Origin of the sequence: Streptomyces sp. NPDC020747 (assembly GCF_044334695.1) — a bacterium.
GTDB lineage: Bacteria > Actinomycetota > Actinomycetes > Streptomycetales > Streptomycetaceae > Streptomyces.
In genome coordinates this window covers 19,863-35,171 of the sequence record NZ_JBIRTJ010000028.1, presented here as the reverse complement: position 1 = coordinate 35,171, position 15,309 = coordinate 19,863, and the positions used below count along the sequence as shown (strand labels likewise).

At 70.1% G+C, this 15,309-nt stretch carries 14 protein-coding genes; 3 read left to right on the top strand and 11 right to left on the bottom strand.

All coding sequences use genetic code 11. From position 1 onward, the window contains the following. Nucleotides 1–110 precede the first annotated feature (110 nt). The 3 genes from ACH4YP_RS45295 to ACH4YP_RS45285 all read left to right on the top strand — a co-directional run bounded on the left by ACH4YP_RS45295 (nt 111) and on the right by ACH4YP_RS45285 (nt 1,918). On the top strand, nt 111–803 hold the full coding sequence (locus ACH4YP_RS45295) for a hypothetical protein (protein ID WP_398497247.1): 693 nt from the start codon (nt 111–113) through the stop codon (nt 801–803). A gap of 87 nt (nt 804–890) precedes the next feature. After that, nucleotides 891–1,475, top strand: a complete 585-nt coding sequence (locus tag ACH4YP_RS45290) for a DUF6529 family protein (protein WP_361067602.1) — start codon at nt 891–893, stop codon at nt 1,473–1,475. Further along, nucleotides 1,472–1,918, top strand: coding sequence for a Rieske (2Fe-2S) protein (locus ACH4YP_RS45285; protein WP_361067599.1), 447 nt, complete (start codon nt 1,472–1,474; stop codon nt 1,916–1,918). The genes ACH4YP_RS45290 and ACH4YP_RS45285 overlap by 4 nt, the downstream gene beginning before the upstream one ends. Nucleotides 1,919–1,927: 9 nt before the next feature. Here the strand turns inward: ACH4YP_RS45285 and ACH4YP_RS45280 are convergent, their stop codons facing one another. The 11 genes from ACH4YP_RS45280 to ACH4YP_RS45230 all read right to left on the bottom strand — a co-directional run bounded on the left by ACH4YP_RS45280 (nt 1,928) and on the right by ACH4YP_RS45230 (nt 15,242). After that, the gene (locus tag ACH4YP_RS45280; protein WP_361067596.1) at nt 1,928–2,947 is read right to left on the bottom strand and encodes an ADP-ribosylglycohydrolase family protein; all 1,020 of its coding nucleotides are present in this window, start codon (nt 2,945–2,947) and stop codon (nt 1,928–1,930) included. After that, the gene (locus tag ACH4YP_RS45275) at nt 2,944–3,759 is read right to left on the bottom strand and encodes an NUDIX hydrolase (protein WP_398497244.1); all 816 of its coding nucleotides are present in this window, start codon (nt 3,757–3,759) and stop codon (nt 2,944–2,946) included. The genes ACH4YP_RS45280 and ACH4YP_RS45275 overlap by 4 nt, the downstream gene beginning before the upstream one ends. Nucleotides 3,760–4,072: 313 nt before the next feature. After that, nucleotides 4,073–5,335, bottom strand: coding sequence for a pseudouridine synthase (locus ACH4YP_RS45270; RefSeq protein ID WP_361067590.1), 1,263 nt, complete (start codon nt 5,333–5,335; stop codon nt 4,073–4,075). After that, nucleotides 5,335–5,991, bottom strand: coding sequence for an SMC-Scp complex subunit ScpB (gene scpB, locus ACH4YP_RS45265; protein WP_398497242.1), 657 nt, complete (start codon nt 5,989–5,991; stop codon nt 5,335–5,337). The genes ACH4YP_RS45270 and scpB overlap by 1 nt, the downstream gene beginning before the upstream one ends. Continuing rightward, complete coding sequence (locus ACH4YP_RS45260) at nt 5,988–7,061, bottom strand: segregation and condensation protein A (protein ID WP_398497240.1); 1,074 nt, start codon at nt 7,059–7,061, stop codon at nt 5,988–5,990. Before ACH4YP_RS45260 ends, scpB begins: the two co-directional genes overlap by 4 nt. Nucleotides 7,062–7,079: 18 nt before the next feature. Then, the gene (locus ACH4YP_RS45255) at nt 7,080–7,655 is read right to left on the bottom strand and encodes a hypothetical protein (protein WP_398497238.1); all 576 of its coding nucleotides are present in this window, start codon (nt 7,653–7,655) and stop codon (nt 7,080–7,082) included. Then, a complete protein-coding gene (locus tag ACH4YP_RS45250) occupies nt 7,640–8,776 on the bottom strand; it encodes a ParA family protein (RefSeq protein WP_143635976.1) in 1,137 nt (378 codons plus the stop codon). The genes ACH4YP_RS45255 and ACH4YP_RS45250 overlap by 16 nt, the downstream gene beginning before the upstream one ends. A 422-nt stretch (nt 8,777–9,198) precedes the next feature. Beyond that, nucleotides 9,199–10,323, bottom strand: coding sequence for an alanine dehydrogenase (gene ald, locus ACH4YP_RS45245; RefSeq protein WP_398497236.1), 1,125 nt, complete (start codon nt 10,321–10,323; stop codon nt 9,199–9,201). A gap of 155 nt (nt 10,324–10,478) precedes the next feature. Further along, nucleotides 10,479–12,569 carry a tetratricopeptide repeat protein gene (locus ACH4YP_RS45240; protein ID WP_361067577.1) on the bottom strand — a complete coding sequence of 697 codons (2,091 nt, stop codon included), beginning with the start codon at nt 12,567–12,569 and terminating at the stop codon, nt 10,479–10,481. A gap of 243 nt (nt 12,570–12,812) precedes the next feature. Next, nucleotides 12,813–13,439: an NUDIX domain-containing protein gene (locus tag ACH4YP_RS45235; protein ID WP_398497234.1), complete on the bottom strand. Its 627-nt coding sequence runs from the start codon at nt 13,437–13,439 to the stop codon at nt 12,813–12,815. Between the two features lie 135 nt (nt 13,440–13,574). After that, nucleotides 13,575–15,242 (bottom strand): CTP synthase, encoded by a 1,668-nt coding sequence (locus tag ACH4YP_RS45230; RefSeq protein WP_359726353.1) that lies wholly within the window; start codon nt 15,240–15,242, stop codon nt 13,575–13,577. Nucleotides 15,243–15,309: the final 67 nt, after the last annotated feature.

The window sequence follows — 15,309 nt, the reverse complement described above, 5'->3', positions numbered from 1 at the left end:
GTGATCGTCCTTCAATTTCCGCGAAGTCGCTCCTGTGCGCCTCTGGACGCAGGGGCCGCGGGTCCGCTTGCATGGTGAGGCTGTCCGCGCCACGCCTCGGGGGAGGCTCGATGAAGCGTTCCGGACCACTTTTCACGCTCCTCGCGGGACTACTGCTCGCCCTGTTCATGCTGTCGCTCAACGCGACGGAAGGGACGCGCAGTACGTCGACCGGGAGCGAGTCCTCGGGCGACGTCGTGTCGGCGAGCCCGACACCCACGGCCTCGCCCCCGTCGGGCAAGCCGTCGCCCTCGCCCAGCCCGTCGAACAGCCCGTCGAACAGCCCGTCGAAGTCCGCCGTACCCAACGCCGACTACGCGGGCCGCACGGACGACGACTCCTCCGCGGTCGCGGTCACCCTGCGCGACGGCAAGGCGGTCGCGTACTTCTGCGACGGCAAGGACCAGGAGTCGTGGCTCAAGGGTGACGTCAAGGCCGACGGCAGCATGCGGCTCACCGGCCAGAACGGCAACGTCCTCACCGGCGAGCTGAAGGGCGAGCGGATCCGCGGCACGGTCGACATGGGACAGCGGGAGTACGGCTTCACGGCAGACAAGGCCGTCAAGCCCTCCGGGCTGTACCGCGCGACCGCCACCGTGCGCGGCGCCGAGGTCGACGGCGGCTGGATCGTCCTGCCGAGCGGCCGACAGGTCGGCATCCTCAACCGAGCGGGCAAGCCGAGCCCCGCACCGCGTATCGACCCCGAGACCGGCGCCGTGACGGTCGACGGACAGCAGCTCACGGCGGAGCCCGTGACCCCGTGATCCCCTAGCCCGCTCCTCCGCTCCACCCCGCACTGCGCTCTTCGCCCCGCCCCTTGCCCCATGCCCCGTGACCGCAGGGAGCCGACCATGACCGTGGACCCGAACGCCGCCACCCAGAACTTTCCGCCGCCCGGCCCCGCCTCCCGCCGCCCGGGAGCCGCCACCTATCTCGTACCGGCCCTGGTCGCGGGCGCGGTCGCGGTCGGCCTCGGCGTCTACGGCAACGTGCACGACCCGGAGGGCACCGCCTTCAACCTCGCGGGCTTCAGCAGCACGAGCGCGGTCAAGTCGTGGCTCGCCACGGCCGCGATGGGCTTCGCGGTGGTGCAGCTCGTGTCGGCGCTCATGCTGTACGGGCGCATCCCGGGCCCGAGCTGGTCGGGCGTACTGCACCGCTGGTCCGGGCGAATTGCGTTCCTTGTGGCGGTTCCGGTCGCTGTGCACTGTCTCTACGCTTTGGGCTATCAGACGTACGAACCGCGCGTTTTGTGGCACTCCGTCCTGGGTTGCTTCTTCTTCGGTGCATTCAGTGCCAAGATGCTGCTGCTCCGCTCGGAGCGTCTGCCCGGCTGGGTGCTGCCCATCGTCGGCGGACTCGTCTTCTCGGCCCTGACGGTGGTCTGGCTGACCTCCGCCCTCTGGTTCTTCCGCACCTTCGGAGTGACGACATGACCCATCCCTCCACGCGGCGCGCGGTCCTTGCGACGGGCGCGGCCGCATTGGTCGTCGGCTGCAGCAAGTACGGGGACGAGAACGGCGGAGGCAGTGAGGAGGAGGCGTCCTCCGTCGCCCCCGCGGAGAGCGGAACCGGGGGCGAGGCGCCCGCCGGTGAGGCACTGACCAAGACCGGCGACATCCCGGTCGGCGGCGGCAAGATCTTCAAGGACGAGAAGGTCGTCGTCACCCAGCCCGAGAAGGGCGGCTTCAAGGCTTTCTCCGCGGTCTGCACCCACCAGGGCTGCATCGTCGCCAACGTCTCGGACGGCACGATCAACTGCACCTGCCACGGCAGCGAGTTCCGCATCGCCGACGGCGCGGTGGCCAAGGGCCCGGCCCAGAAGCCGCTCCCCGCGAAGCAGATCACGGTCACGGGCGACTCGATCAGCGTCACCTGAGGCAGCGGGTCAGTCGTCCCAGAGCGCCCCCAACGCCATCAGGTCCCCCTGGTACTCGATCCTGTCGGCCCACTCCGTAGGCCATGCGTCGGCACCGAGGTAAGCCCCCGCGAAGGCGCCGGCGAGGCAGGCGATCGAGTCCGAGTCCCCCGAGGTGCAGGCGGCCCGGCGCAGGGCCGTCACCGGCTCGTCCACGAAGAGCAGGAAGCACAGCAGGCCGGTGGCGAGGGCCTCCTCGGCGATCCACCCGGCCCCCGTGGCCAGACAGGGGTCCGTCTCGGGCGACGGCGACCGCAGGGCCTGCTGAAGCCGCTCCAGGACCTCCAGGCACTCGTCCCAGCCGCGCGAGATGAAGTGCGTCGGCGTCGGGTCCTGGGAACGCGTCCACAGGTCGCCGAGCCAACGCTCGTTGTAGCGCGTGCGGTTCTCGTACGCGTACGAGCGCAGCAGGCCGACCAGTCCGGTCGGCTCGGCGCCCTGCGCGAGCAGGCGCACCGCGTGCGCGGTGAGGTCGGACGCGGCGAGCGCCGTCGGATGCCCGTGGGTGAGCGCGGCCTGCAACTGGGCGGCGCCCGCGCGCTGTTCGTCACTGAGCCCGGAGATGAGACCGAGGGGCGCGACACGCATGTTGGCACCGCAGCCCTTGGAGTGGATCTGGCTGGCGTCCTGCCAGGGCAGGCCCTCGCGCTTCAGCTTCTCGCAGGCGACCAGGCACGTACGTCCGGGTGCTCGGTTGTTCTCCGGCGACTGGAACCAGTCCACGAACTCCTCGCGTACCGGCCGCTCCAGCCGCTTGGGTCCCAGCAGCCCCCGGTCCATGGCCGTCCGCAGCCCCCGCCCCAGCGCCAGCGTCATCTGCGTGTCGTCCGTGACGTACGCGGGGGTGGGCAGTTCCATCTCCCGCCAGGGCCCGCACTTGGCGAGGATCGACGGCACGTCGTTGAACTCGGTCGGGAAGCCGAGCGCGTCCCCGAGGGCGAGTCCGACCAACGCCCCGGTGGCGGCGTGCTTCCTGACGGTCGTGGTCATGAGGATCGTCCTTCCGGAGACGGATTCGAAGACGGAGACGGGGATGGGGATGGGGATGGGGATGGGGATGGGGACGGTGGTCGCGAGGGCGCCGATGCCGATGCCGGTGCCGATGCCGGTCGCAGCAGCGGCGGATGCAGTGCGGTGGCGTCGCCCGCGCGGTACAGCGCGGCAGGCTTCCCCCGGCCTCCGGTCAGCCGGGCCGCGCCGGGGATCTGCTCGACGAACCCGGGCGTGGCGAGAACCTTGCGCCGGAAGTTCGGCCGGTCGAGGACGGTCCCCCACACGGTCTCGTAGACCTGCTGGAGTTCCCCGAGTGTGAACTCAGGCGGGCAGAACGCCGTTGCCATGCAGGTGTATTCGAGCTTGGCGCCGACCCGGTCGTGAGCGTCGGCGAGGATCCGGTCGTGGTCGAAGGCGAGCGGTCCGAGCCCGTCGTGCGCCAGCCAGCGCGCGCTCGCCGCGTCGCCGCCGCCGCGCGGCTCGGGAGGGTCCGGCAGCAGTGCGGTGTACGCCACGGAGACGACCCGCATCCGGGGATCGCGGTCCGGCTCGCTGTAGGTGCGCAGTTGCTCCAGATGCAGCCCGGAGACGTCCGACAGGCCGGTCTCCTCGGCGAGTTCACGCCGGGCGGCCGTCCCGGCGGACTCCTCGGGCAGCACGAAGCCTCCAGGCAGCGCCCAGTGGCCCGTGTACGGCTCCTGTCCGCGCTCGATCAGCAGCACCTGGAGCCCGCCCGCCCGGACCGTGAACACCGCGAGATCCACGGTGACGGCGAAGGGTTCGAAGGCGTATTTGTCGTAGCCCTCCATTGCCCCCTCCTCATGGCCTTCACGGCCGTCCTGCACCTCGCCGGGCGAAGCCCCCCCGGACCGGGACCACCCCCGTGGGCCCTGCTCCATCGGGCCGCGCCCGGCGAGGGCGCCCCTTAATGGTCAGTACGACTATAAATAGCGCGACGGGCCGCCACAACCCCCGAACGCACATCGGCCGGCCCCGGGAAGTCCCGGAACCGGCCGATGCCGTACAAAACACGTCTCTACGGAGGAGACGATTTTCTCTGCAGGTCCTCTGCAGATCCCTCTGCAGGTTCTTCAGAGGCCCCTTGAATGCCTGGGTTGACGCCTAGAGGCCGACTTCCTGCATCAGCATCCCGACCTCGGTGTTCGACAGCCGCCGCAGCCAGCCCGACTTCTGGTCGCCCAGGGCGATCGGTCCGAAGGACACGCGCACGAGCTTGTCGACCGGGAAGCCCGCCTCGGCGAGCATGCGCCGCACGATGTGCTTGCGGCCCTCGTGGAGAGTCACCTCTACGAGGTAGTTCTTGCCGGTCTGCTCGACGACCCTGAAGTGGTCCGCCTTCGCGTACCCGTCCTCCAGCTGGATGCCGTCCTTGAGCTGCTTGCCCAGGTCGCGCGGGATCGGGCCCACGATGTGCGCCAGATAGACCTTCTTCACGCCGTACTTGGGGTGCGTGAGGCGGTGTGCCAGCTCGCCGTGGTTGGTGAGCAGGATGATGCCCTCGGTCTCGGTGTCGAGCCGTCCCACGTGGAAGAGCCGCGTCTCACGGTTCGTCACGTAGTCGCCGAGGCACTGACGGCCCTCGTTGTCCTCCATGGTGGACACGACACCCGCGGGCTTGTTGAGCACGAAGAACTGGTACGACTGCGTGGCGACCGTCAGCCCGTCGACCCTGATCTCGTCGTTCTCCGGGTCGACGCGCATGCCCTGTTCCAGGACGATCTCGCCGTTGACCTCGACCCGGGCCTGCTCGACCAGTTCCTCGCAGGAACGCCGCGAACCGTAGCCCGCGCGCGCGAGCACCTTCTGCAGGCGCTCGCCCTCCTGCTCGGCGCCCGGGAAGGTCTTGGGCGTCTTGACCTCGGGCCTGCCCGCGTACCGGTCGCGGTTGCGCTCCTCGGTACGCGTCTCGTACTCACGGGAGCGCGCGTTCTCCGTACGGCCGCCGCGCTGCTGGCCCTGCTTGGGACCGCCCTTGGCGCCGCCGCGGGCCGCGCTGCCGCGCCCCGACTTCGGGCCCTCGTGGGTCGCGCCGGGGCCTACGTCGTAACGGCGCTCCTCCGGGCGGGGGTTGCCCGCGCGCTTCGGCCTGTCGTCGCGCCCTCCCGCGCTGTTCTGCTGGGAGCCGCTCCCACCGGTCCCCCGGAAGTTGCCTCCGCTGCCAGAGGTACGAGGACCTCCGCCTCCGGAGCCGCGGGGGTTACCGCCACCACCGCCGGAGCCGCGGGGATTGCCGCCACCACCGCCGGAGCCGCGGGGGTTACCGCCTCCGCCACCGGAGCCGCGAGAGCCACCGCCCCCACCGGTCCCGCGGGGGTTGCCGCGCCCGCCGCTGTTCCTGCCGCTGCCACTGCCACTGCTTCGCATCAAAGTTCCGTCGTCGTCGTGTCGTCTGCATCTGCATCCGGTGCGTCCGGATCGAACGACGGGACCCCTTCCAGCGTCTCTGCTTCGATCGCGTCCGCCTCCGGAAGGAAGGGCGCGAGCTCCGGGAGCTCGTCCAGGCCGCGCAGGCCCATTCGCTCCAGGAAGTAGTTCGTCGTCCTGTACAGGATCGCACCTGTTTCGGGTTCCGCGCCCGCCTCCTCGACCAGACCCCTCTGCAGGAGGGTGCGCATCACGCCGTCGCAGTTGACTCCGCGGACCGCCGAGACCCTGCTGCGGCTGACCGGCTGCCGGTACGCGACGACCGCCAGGGTCTCCAGCGCGGCCTGGGTGAGCCGGGCCTGCTGGCCGTCGAGGACGAAGCGCTCGACGGCCGCCGCGTACTCGGGACGGCTGTAGAAACGCCAGCCGCCGGCGATGAGCCGCAGCTCGAAGCCGCGTCCCTGGACTGTGTACTCGTCGGCCAGTGCCCGCAGCGCGTCCGCGATCTTCCGCTTCGGCCGCTCCAGGATCTTCGCCAGGTGCTCCACGGTCGCGGGCTCGTCCACGACCATGAGTACGGCCTCCAGGGCGGGCCTGAGGTCGAGATCGGCGACGCCGGGCGGGCCCGCCGGGGCCTCGGTGGTGTCCTCGCTCACGCCTTCTCCTCCTTGACCGGTTCCGGCGGCCTGTCGAACTCGTCCGTCACCGTCGGCTGCGCATCCCCGTCCCCGCCCGTCCAGCGCACCACCAGGTCCCCCAGAGCCTCCTCCTGGTCCAGGGAGACCGCCTTCTCCCGATAGAGCTCCAGAAGGGCCAGGAAACGCGCCACGACGGTGAGGGTGTCGTCGGTGTCCTCGACGAGCGAGCGGAAACTGGCCTCTCCGAGTTCCCGCAGCCGGGCCACCACGATCGCGGCCTGCTCCTGCACGCTCACGAGCGGCGCGTGGATGTGGTCGACGTACACCTGAGGCTTCGGTTTGGGCTGCATCGCCTTCACGGCGAGCCTGGCGAATCCTTCCGCCCCGATGCTGATGACGACCTCGGGCAGCAGCTCGGCGTGGTGCGCCTCCAGCCCGACGGTACGGGGGTAGCGGCGTGCCTCCTCGTCGAGGCGCCGGTTGAAGATCTCGGCGATCTGTTTGTACGCCCGGTACTGCAGCAGCCGCGCGAAGAGCAGGTCCCGGGCCTCCAGCAGCGCCAGATCCGCCTCGTCCTCGACCTCGGCGGACGGCAGCAGCCGGGCGGCCTTCAGATCGAGCAGCGTCGCCGCGACGACCAGGAACTCGGTCGTCTGATCAAGATCCCAGTCCGGGCCCATCGCCCTGATGTGCACCATGAACTCATCGGTGACCTTGGAGAGCGCGACTTCGGTGACATCCATCTTGTGCTTCGAGATCAACTGAAGCAGCAGATCGAACGGCCCTTCAAAGTTGGCAAGCCGAACTTTGAAGACCCCGTCACCGGGTTCGTCGGCCTCGACGGGAGCGGGCGGCTCTTCGGGCTCGACGGCCTCGGGCCGTTCTTCGGGGCGGACGGCTTCGGGCTCGCCGTCAGGCTCCGCCGCAGCCGAAGTACCGTCCTCAACCACGGACGGGCCCTCCGCCTCAAGCGGCAAGACCTGAGCCGGAGGCTCAGGCGGGGCGGCACCCCCAGGCCCCCGCCCCAGCACACGCCGACGGCCACCGGAACCGCCGGAGGCCGTGGCAGGGACGTCGTTCGAGGTCATAGCCGTCGCAGGCTACCGCTACCGCCCGCGCAAACGTCGTACGAGGATGCTCGCGTCCCCACGGGATTCGAGATCCGCGAGCACCACGGCGACAGCCTCCCGCACGATCCGCCCACGATCGACGGCCAGCCCGTGCTCGCCGCGGAGCACCAGCCGGGCGTGCTCCAGATCCATGAGCTCCTCGGCGGACACGTACACCGTGATCTTCTCGTCGTGCCGCTCACGCCCGCTGGGGCGCCGCCCGGAGCCGCGCCCGCGCTTGCGGGACTGCGCGCCCCCGGAGGGCCCGGCAGAACCTTCCTGCACCCCCTGACGCCGCCCGGAACCGTCCCCGGCGGCGCCCCGACTGCGGGACTCACCGTCGGAGGACTCGGCGTCGGCGGCGACATGTTCGTCGCCCTCGCCGTCGCCGCCCCGCACGGGTACCGACTGTGGGCCGTCCTCCCCGGCGGCAGCGGCGTCGCTCTCGCCCGCCGGAGCCGGTACCCGGGCCTCGCCGTTGGCCTGCCGCCTGGGGCTGGACGCCTGGAGCGCCATTCCCCCGGTCGTACGGAACAGTTCGTCGGCCCCCGGCAGACTCACTCGGCGTGACACCGGGCGAGCACCTCCCTGGCGAGCTGGCGATAGGCGGCGGCGCCGACGGAGTTGGAGGCGTACGTCGTGATCGGCTCACCGGCGACCGTGGTCTCCGGGAAGCGGACGGTCCGGCCGATCACCGTGTGGTAGACGTGATCGTCGAACGCCTCGACCACGCGCGCGAGCACCTCACGGCTGTGCACGGTCCGCGAGTCGTACATCGTGGCGAGGATCCCGTCGAGCTCCAGCTCGGGGTTGAGCCGCTCCTGGACCTTCTCGATCGTCTCGGTGAGCAGCGCGACACCACGGAGGGCGAAGAACTCGCACTCGAGCGGCACGATCACCTTGTGCGCCGCCGTCAGGGCGTTGACGGTGAGCAGACCGAGCGAGGGCTGACAGTCGATCACGATGTAGTCGTAGTCGGCCATCAGCGGCTTCAGGGCCCGCTGCAGCGTGGACTCGCGCGCGACCTCGGACACCAACTGGACCTCGGCGGCCGACAGGTCGATGTTGCTGGGCAGCAGGTCCATGTTCGGAACCGCTGTCTTCAGGAGCACCTCGTCGGCCGCCATGCCCCGCTCCATGAGCAGGTTGTAGACGGTGAGGTCGAGCTCCATCGGGTTGACGCCGAGGCCCACGGACAGCGCGCCCTGCGGGTCGAAGTCGACGAGCAGGACCCGGCGTCCGTACTCCGCGAGTGCCGCGCCCAGGTTGATGGTCGACGTCGTCTTGCCGACGCCGCCCTTCTGGTTGCACATGGCGATGATCTTCGCGGGGCCGTGATCGGTCAGCGGGCCCGGGATCGGGAAGTACGGCAGCGGGCGCCCGGTCGGGCCGATGCGCTCACGGCGCTGGCGTGCCGCGTCGGGCGCGAGCGTGGCCGCGTACTCCGGATCTGGCTCGTACTCGGCGTCGGGGTCGTAGAAGTGCCCCTCGGGCAGGTCGTCGTAGTCGGCGAAGTGGGTGCGGTTCTCGCCACTTCCGTTGCCGGCCATGGCGTTCACGTGATGGCCATCCATGCTCTGGTGTGCGGGCTGAGTCGTCCGCGAGGGGTGGAGACTCTGGTGGGCTGCGAAGGTGCGCACAGCAACGGAGCCGACAGCCTCGAGCCCCGTGGGCCTTGAGCCCTGCGCAGGCATTCCTGGTTGACCACCCCCGGGAGTAAATGTCGACTCATTCACAAGTCGTCTTACCTCCTTGGTGACCAGGAAACTTCTAGATAGGTCAGCGTGGCACCATGCCGACGGTTGGCGACTCTATGGCGTGTCACCGCTCCGCAGCAACACAATCCGCCGGACCCGGCCCGATGTGTCGGCAACGGAACACCCCTCTGTCAAGGGCGTAAGGGCGTCGCACGGCAGGTTTCAGGGGTGTGCGAAACGGTTCAAGGGTTACGTTCGAGGCGAGTTGAACGAGTCTCGCAAAGTGACTCGACACACATCCGGCCGGGCCTTGTGGGGCAAGGTCCGGCCGTAAGCGCGATGTTGACGACCTGTGTTGACGTATCGCCTTTTGTCGGTGGATAGATCGGCCGACGGGTCGGGGCAGATCGGTCGTATCGTCAGCCGAGCAGGGTGTCCAGCTCGACGTGCTCCAGGCCGTGCGCCTCCGCGACCTCGCGGTAAACGACCTTGCCGTCATGGGCGTTGAGACCCCTCGCGAGCGCGGGGTCACGGCGCAGCGCCTCGACCCAGCCGCGGTCCGCCAATTCCACGATGTAGGGCAGCGTGGCGTTCGTGAGGGCATAAGTCGACGTGTTGGGCACGGCGCCCGGCATGTTGGCGACGCAGTAGAAGACCGAGCCGTGCACCGGGAAGGTCGGCTCCGCGTGAGTCGTCGGACGGGAGTCCTCGAAGCAGCCGCCCTGGTCGATGGCGATGTCGACAAGAACACTTCCGGGCTTCATTCGCGACACGAGCTCGTTGGTGACCAGCTTCGGGGCCTTGGCGCCCGGGATGAGCACGGCACCGATGACGAGGTCGGCCTCCAGAACGGCCTTCTCCAGCTCGAAGGAGTTGGACATGATCGCCCGGACCTTGGTGCCGAAGACCTTGTCGGCCTCGCGGAGCTTGTTGATGTCGCGGTCGAGCAGCGTGACATGGAACCCCATGCCGACGGCGATCTGCGTGGCGTTCCAGCCGGAGACACCGCCGCCGATGACGACGGCCCGCGCGGGCTGCGTGCCGGGGACGCCACCGGGGAGCACACCGCGGCCGCCGACCGAGCGCATCAGGTGGTAAGCGCCGACCTGCGGAGCCAGCCGGCCCGCGACCTCCGACATCGGGGCGAGCAGCGGCAGGGCGCGCCCGGGCAGTTCGACCGTCTCGTAGGCGATCGCCGTGGTGCCGGACTCGACGAGCGCGTCCGTGCACTCCTTGGACGCGGCCAGGTGCAGGTAGGTGAAGAGCGTCTGGTCCTTGCGGAGGCGGTGGTACTCCTCGGCGATGGGCTCCTTGACCTTGAGCAACAGGTCGGCGGTGGCCCAGACCTCGTCGGCGGTGGCGACGATCCGCGCACCGGCCGCGACGTACTCCGCGTCCGGGATCGACGAGCCGACTCCGGCGTTCTGCTCGATGAGGACCTGGTGGCCGTGGCGCACCAGCTCGTGCACGCCGGCGGGGGTGATGGCCACCCGGAACTCGTTGTTCTTGACCTCGCGGGGGATGCCGACCTTCACGTCGATCACGGTCCTTGGCTCAGAAGGGGTCTGGGGTCACTCAACGCATGCCAGGACATGGCCCGACATACCGGTACGCACGGGAGCACACCGGGAGACACCACGAAAAGACGCGGCGGAGCCAGTCTAATGAAGGGATTCCCTCTGTCTAGCCTTTCAATGCATCAATCTTCTTCAGATGTACTACGGATTTCGCAGGCGTTAGCGTCGTGTTCCCTGGTTGATGCGTCCTCTGGGAGCTCGTCACCCAGCATTCGCTCGGCCGCACCGCGGTGCAGCCGGGCGGCCGCGGGGTCCCCCAGCCGGTCCAGCGTGTCGGCGAGCCGGAGGTGCAGCGCGGCCTGCAGACGGTCGTCCTCGGCCCGGCGGGCCCACTCGACCGCCTCCTGGCAGGTGACGAGGGACTCCTCGGGCCGGCCTGCGTACTCCTGCACCCGCCCCAGCTCGCTCAACGCCCTTGCCTGACCGGCCACATCGCCGCTCTTGCGGTAGCCGGTGATCGCCGAGCGCCAGTTGCGCAGCGCCTCGCCGTAGCGGCCCGCGTAGGTGTGCGCGGTGGCGATGCGTCCGTGCAGCCGGGCCACGTCCTCGCGCTCGTCGCGCGCGAGCCGCTGGGCGAGAGCGCGCCCGAACCAGTCGGCGGCCCGGTCGTGGTCCCCGAGCTCCTGGTGCGCGCCGCCTACGGATTCCATCGCGCGGCCGGTCGCGTACGGGTCGTTCGCCTCGCGTCCGGCGTCCAGAGCGGCCCGGTAGCGGGCCAGCGCACTGGTCGTACGGCCGGTCTGCGCGTCCAGGTCGGCGAGGTTCAGCAGCGCGGCGGCCTTCTCGCGGGGCAGGTCCCGGCGCTCGGCCACGTCCAGGACGAGCCGGTGGATGCCGTACAGCTCGGGCGCCGCCGCCTGCGTACCGAAGTGCGCGACCATCGCTCTGACCAGGGCGGCCATCAGGCGGCGGGCCAGTGTGTCCAGCTCTCCGTCGGCGACCGCGAGCCGGGCCGCCGCGAGCAGCGCGGGCTGCCGGATGCGCAGCCAGTCGGCGGCCGCGCGGGGGTTCGGGAAGCGCAGCGCGCGGGGCATCCCGGCGAGCTTCTCGCGGGCCGGGGAGCTGTCGGTCTCGGTGATCGCACGGCAGGACACCAGCAGCCGTACCGTCCGCTCCAGCATCCGGGCACGGGCCAGTTGGATCTCGGCCGGGCGGTCCTGGGTCTCGGTGAGCGAGCGCAGCAGCGGCAGCAGGCAGCCCGGCACCTCGTACTGCGGCAGGGGCGACTCGACGGACCGTACGAGGCCGAGCTTGGTGAAGTCGTCCAGGGTGGTGCGGGCGGCGCCGACCGAACAGCCGGCCAGCGCGGACGCGGTGTGCGGGTCCACCAGGCCCGCGGGGGCGAGCGAGAGCAGTCGCAGTATCCGCGCGGCGGCCGAGGGCAGGGCCGCGTACGAGAGGCGGAAGACGCGTTCGAGGACGTCGAGAAGGCGGCCTTCGTCACCCTCGGTGCGCAGTTGCTTGGCCAGGTCGGCCACGGCCGCCTTGGGCCGGTGGGCCAGCCAGGCGCCGGCGAGGACAAGCGCGGCGGGCTGGGACGCGCAGATCTGCACGAGCCCTTCGGCCGCCAGCGGGTCGACGGTGATGCGTACCGAGCCGGTGTACCGGTCGAGGAGTTCGAGGGCGGACTTGGTGTCGAGGCCGCCGAGGGTGCAGGGCCGGACGTCGGAGATCCCGGTCAGGGGCCCGCCCGAGACGGCCACGACGAGGCAGTCGGGGGTCTCCGGGAGAAGCACGTCGACATGCTCGGCGTCCGCCGCGTCGTCCAGCAGGAGCAGTACACGGCGAGTGGCGAGCCCCTCGCGCAGCCGCTCGGAGAGCTCGTCCCCGTCGGCCCCTGCCGGGGCGGTCAGTTCGAGAGCGGTGAGCAGGTCACGGGCGGTTCGTTCGGTCGCCACGGGCGTGCCGTCGGGCTCGGTGAGCCGGGCCCTCAGGACGCCGTCGGGGTAACTGTCCGCGACCTGCCGTACGAGTTCCTCGGCGAGCGCGGTCCTGCCCGATCCGGGCCTGCCCGCGATGAGCAGCACGCGCGCGCGTGGCGCTTTCCGGCCCGCGAGGGTGTCCAGACCGGCCCGCTCGATGTCGGCCCGCAGTTCCTTCAACTCTCTTGTGCGGCCGAGGAACTGACTCTCCGTGGGGGAAGGCTCGGCAGCCGGGCGCCGCTCCTCGTCCGACACCGCCGTGTCGCCGGCGTCCACCGCCTGATCCGTCACGGGCACACTCCCGTCCCACTGCACGCGCAAGCCCGCCGGGACTCCGGTCGGGGCGTTTCCAGAGCCTAGTTCACGCTCTGCGACGATCCGTGCGGAGCGCGGCGGGCACGTCCCCCGATCGGATCAGGCGATCGTCACACCGGCGGGTCGCACACATGAGCCCGAATGGATTCGGGCAACGGGCTCGGCAGCGGATTCAGGAACGGCTTCCGGAGCGGGAGCCGAAGCGGACACCGGAGTGGATCACGCCTCGAAGGGGCGGGCGGGCCACGGCGCCTCGGCCGGGCGCAGGGCGTCCAGGCCGTCGCCGTTCCGCGCCGCGATCAGTGAAAGCACGCCCACGACCAGGCAGTTGTTGTGCAGTTCCCCGGTGAGGACGCCCCGTACGAGCTCGTCGACCGGGACCCGGGAGAGCTCCATGTCGGCCTCCTCGTCCTCGACCTCGAAGCGCTGGCCCTCGGCCTCGGAGAGATCGCGGGCGAGGAAGATGCGCACGGCCTCGTCGCAGCCGCCGGGCGTGGTGAACACGTCGGTGAGCACGCGCCAGTCCTCGGCCTTGACGTGGGCCTCTTCGTAGAGCTCGCGCTGGCCGGCGTGCAGCGGGTTCTCGCCGGGGATGTCGAGCAGCCCGGCCGGGATCTCCCAGAGCTTGTGGCGTACGGGGTGCCGGTACTGGCGGATGACCAGGACGCGGCCCTGGTCGTCGAGGGCGAGGACGGCCACCGAACCCGGGTGGACCTGGTAGTCGCGGCGGGCGACGGATCCGTCGGGCATGACCACGTCGTCGGTGCGCACGGAGGTCTTGTTGCCCACGAACGGGGTCTCGGTCGCCCTGACCTCCCACTCCTCGGCGGTGTCCTTGATGGTCATGTCGACTTGTCCTCCCACGCGCACGAATCTGCGCCCAACGGAAATACGCCCAACAGAAGCGATACAGAAAGCGATAAAGAAACCGGGGCACACGCCTCGAAAGACGCGCACCCCGGCAACCGTACAACCCGCGTGCTACTTGGCCGTCTTGCGCTCCACAGCGGCCTTGACCAGGCCCGCGAAGAGCGGGTGCGGCCGGGTCGGACGCGAGCGCAGCTCGGGGTGTGCCTGCGTCGCGACCAGGTAGGGGTGGACGTCCCGCGGGTACTCCACGTACTCCACGAGCTTGCCGTCCGGGGACGTCCCGGAGAACTGCAGGCCGGCCTTCTTCTCCAGCTCGGCACGGTAGGAGTTGTTCACCTCGTAGCGGTGACGGTGACGCTCCTCGACGTACTCCTTGCCGTCGTACACCTCGCGCACGATCGAGCCCTCGGCGAGCTTGGCGGGGTACATGCCCAGGCGCATCGTGCCGCCCATGTCGCCGTCGCCCGCGACGATGTCGAGCTGCTCGGCCATGGTGGAGATGACCGGGTGGCCGGTCGCGGAGTCGAACTCGGTGGAGTTGGCGTCCGGGATGTCGGCGAGGTTGCGCGCGGCCTCGATCACGATGCACTGCAGGCCGAGGCAGAGACCGAGCAGCGGGATCCTGTTCTCGCGGGCGTACTGGATGGCGCCGACCTTGCCGGACACGCCGCGGTCGCCGAAGCCGCCGGGGATGCAGATCGCGTCCACGTCGCCGAGCTGCTTCGCGGCGCCCGCCGGGGTCTTGCAGTCGTCCGAGGTGACCCACTTGATCTTCACCCGGGCCTTGTTGGCGAAACCGCCCGCGCGCAGGGCCTCGGTGACCGAAAGGTAGGCGTCGGGCAGGTCGATGTACTTGCCGACGAGCGCCATGTTGATCTCGTGGACCGGGCGGTGGACACGGTCCAGCAGGTCGTCCCAGGTCGTCCAGTCCACGTCACGGAACGGGAGGTCCAGCTTGCGGACGACGTAGGCGTCGAGGCCCTCGGTGTGCAGGACCTTCGGGATGTCGTAGATGGACTTGGCGTCGATGGCCGCGACCACGGCCGCCTCGTCGACGTCGCACATCAGGGAGATCTTGCGCTTGATCGCGGTGGGCACCTCGCGGTCGGCGCGCAGCACGATCGCGTCTGGCTGGATACCGATGCTGCGCAGAGCCGCAACCGAATGCTGGGTCGGCTTCGTCTTCAGCTCCCCGGAGGGGCCGATGTACGGAAGGAGCGAGATGTGGACGACGAACACGTTGTCGCGACCGACCTCGTGACGGACCTGACGGACGGTCTCCAGGAACGGCTGCGACTCGATGTCGCCGACCGTGCCGCCGACCTCGGTGATGACGACGTCCACGTCGTCGGTGGCCATGCGCCGGATGCGGTGCTTGATCTCGTTGGTGATGTGCGGGATGACCTGCACGGTGTCGCCGAGGTACTCGCCGCGCCGCTCCTTGGCGATGACCGTCGAGTAGACCTGCCCGGTGGTGACGTTGGCGGAGCCGTCCAGGTCGACGTCGAGGAAGCGCTCGTAGTGGCCGATGTCCAGGTCGGTCTCGGCCCCGTCGTTGGTGACGAACACCTCACCGTGCTGGAACGGGTTCATGGTGCCCGGGTCGACGTTCAGATACGGGTCGAGCTTCTGCATGGTGACCCGCAGACCCCGCGCCTTGAGCAGCGCGCCCAGGCTGGAGGCGGTGAGGCCCTTGCCGAGGGAGGAGGCGACACCCCCGGTGACGAAGATGTGCTTGGTCGTCGTGGCTGTGCTGCTTCGGAAAGCAGCGGGCGGCATGGCCAAGAGGGGGCTCCCGTGGTCGCGGTCTGGAGTGCGGTACGGCTGCCCGACCCGGAGGTTTCCG

Excerpts from the sequence above, each read along its gene's own strand:
- ACH4YP_RS45280 (WP_361067596.1), bottom strand. The coding sequence starts at position 2,947 with ATGACCACGACCGTCAGGAAGCACGCCGCCACCGGGGCGTTGGTCGGA.
- ACH4YP_RS45260 (WP_398497240.1), bottom strand. The coding sequence starts at position 7,061 with ATGACCTCGAACGACGTCCCTGCCACGGCCTCCGGCGGTTCCGGTGGC.
- ACH4YP_RS45270 (WP_361067590.1), bottom strand. The coding sequence starts at position 5,335 with ATGCGAAGCAGTGGCAGTGGCAGCGGCAGGAACAGCGGCGGGCGCGGC.
- ACH4YP_RS45275 (WP_398497244.1), bottom strand. The coding sequence starts at position 3,759 with ATGGAGGGCTACGACAAATACGCCTTCGAACCCTTCGCCGTCACCGTG.
- ACH4YP_RS45295 (WP_398497247.1), top strand. The coding sequence starts at position 111 with ATGAAGCGTTCCGGACCACTTTTCACGCTCCTCGCGGGACTACTGCTC.
- ACH4YP_RS45290 (WP_361067602.1), top strand. The coding sequence starts at position 891 with ATGACCGTGGACCCGAACGCCGCCACCCAGAACTTTCCGCCGCCCGGC.
- ACH4YP_RS45230 (WP_359726353.1), bottom strand. The coding sequence starts at position 15,242 with ATGCCGCCCGCTGCTTTCCGAAGCAGCACAGCCACGACGACCAAGCAC.
- ACH4YP_RS45250 (WP_143635976.1), bottom strand. The coding sequence starts at position 8,776 with ATGCCTGCGCAGGGCTCAAGGCCCACGGGGCTCGAGGCTGTCGGCTCC.
- ACH4YP_RS45235 (WP_398497234.1), bottom strand. The coding sequence starts at position 13,439 with ATGACCATCAAGGACACCGCCGAGGAGTGGGAGGTCAGGGCGACCGAG.
- ACH4YP_RS45285 (WP_361067599.1), top strand. The coding sequence starts at position 1,472 with ATGACCCATCCCTCCACGCGGCGCGCGGTCCTTGCGACGGGCGCGGCC.